Source organism: Actinosynnema sp. NPDC023658, from assembly GCF_040639995.1.
Lineage (GTDB): Bacteria > Actinomycetota > Actinomycetes > Mycobacteriales > Pseudonocardiaceae > Actinosynnema.
In genome coordinates, this window is sequence record NZ_JBFAAX010001309.1 from 1 (window position 1) to 1343 (window position 1343).

A 1343-nucleotide genomic window follows, 5' to 3' on the forward strand; every position below is an offset into this window, starting at 1 on the left:
CGGGAGGCGCTGCGCTTCCGGCCTGGTCCCGCGCCCGCGGTGGTGGAGGTGGACGGGGTGCGGCTCGGGTTGGCCGTCTGCAAGGACACCGGCGAGCCGCGGCACGCGGCGGACACCGCGGCGTTGGGCGTCGACGCGTACGTGGCGGGCACGGTGAAGCACTCGTGGGAGTCGGACCTGCAGCACGAGCGGGCGCGGCGGATCGCGGTCGAGCACGGCGTGTGGGTGGCGGTGGCGAGCTTCGCGGGGTCGACCGGTGAGGGGTACGAGTCGGCGGCGGGTCGTTCGGCGGTGTGGGACCCGTCCGGTGGAATGATCACGTCCGCAGGCATCGGGGTGGACGCCGTGGTGCGGGCGGTGATCCCGGCGGGCTCGACAGACGGAGGCGCATGACCGACGCGGATCTACCCGGTCTCTTCCACGACGCCGAACGGGCGTCGCGGCGTGGTCAGCGGATGGCGCTGGGCTGGAGCAAGGTCCGGTTGGTCAGCGCCGTCGCGGCGGCCGTAGGCGGCGCGCTGGAGTGGAAGGGCGCGACCGCCGTCCACCCGTGGGGCCTGCTGGCGCTGGTGGCGTTCTCGGTGGCGCTGGTGATGGAGATCCTGCTGTGGACGCAGCAGCCCGAGCGGGACTGGTACGCCGGGCGCGCGGTGGCGGAGTCGATCAAGACGCTGGCTCGGCGGTACGCGGTGGCCGGCGCCCCGTTCTCGACCGACGTGGCGCGACCGAGGGCGCTGTTCGGGGAACGCGTGGCGGAGGTGGTCGCGCAGAGCGAGCAGCGGCTCCCGCTGGACAGCGACCCGTCGGCCACGGCCGCGATGACGGCGTTGCGGGAGAGGCCGTTCGAGCAGCGGCGGACGACGTACCTGCAGGACCGGCTCCAGGTGCAGAAGGCGTGGTACACGGAGAAGGCGCGGGCCGACCGGCGGCGGGCGATGCAGTGGCGGGTCGCCCTCGTCGTCGGTGAGGTGCTGGCGATCGTGCTGGCGGGTGGCCGGGCGTTCACCGTGTGGGACCTGGACTACTCGGGCATCCTGGCCGCCGCGGTCGCCAGCGGCGCGGCGTGGCTCGCGACGCGGCGGCACTCGTCGTTGGCGACCGGGTACTCGTTGGCGGCGCGGGAGTTGGTGCTGGTGCAGGCGAAGCTGCAGGACGCCGACGAGGCGTCGTGGGCCGAGGCGGTGGCCGAGGCCGAGGAGTCGATCAGCCGGGAGCACCAGCTGTGGCCGGCGTCGCGGCCGGTGGAGGAGTGACCGGCGTGGAGGTCGCGGTGGTCACCGGCGCGGCGCGCGGGTTCGGGCTGGAGATCGCCCGCCGGCTGCGCGCCCGCGGGTACGGGGTGG

2 protein-coding genes are annotated in these 1343 nt (G+C 74.8%); both read left to right on the forward strand.

What is annotated here, in order from left to right; genetic code table 11:
* A partial coding sequence (locus AB0G02_RS40545) for a nitrilase-related carbon-nitrogen hydrolase (RefSeq protein ID WP_360805955.1) occupies positions 1-393 on the forward strand: 393 nt, incomplete at its 5' end.
* Complete coding sequence (locus AB0G02_RS40550) at positions 390-1253, forward strand: DUF4231 domain-containing protein (protein ID WP_360805958.1); 864 nt, start codon at positions 390-392, stop codon at positions 1251-1253. The genes AB0G02_RS40545 and AB0G02_RS40550, both read left to right, overlap by 4 nt.
* Positions 1254-1343 lie beyond the last annotated feature (90 nt).

Excerpts from the sequence above, each read along its gene's own strand:
- AB0G02_RS40550 (WP_360805958.1), top strand. The coding sequence starts at position 390 with ATGACCGACGCGGATCTACCCGGTCTCTTCCACGACGCCGAACGGGCG.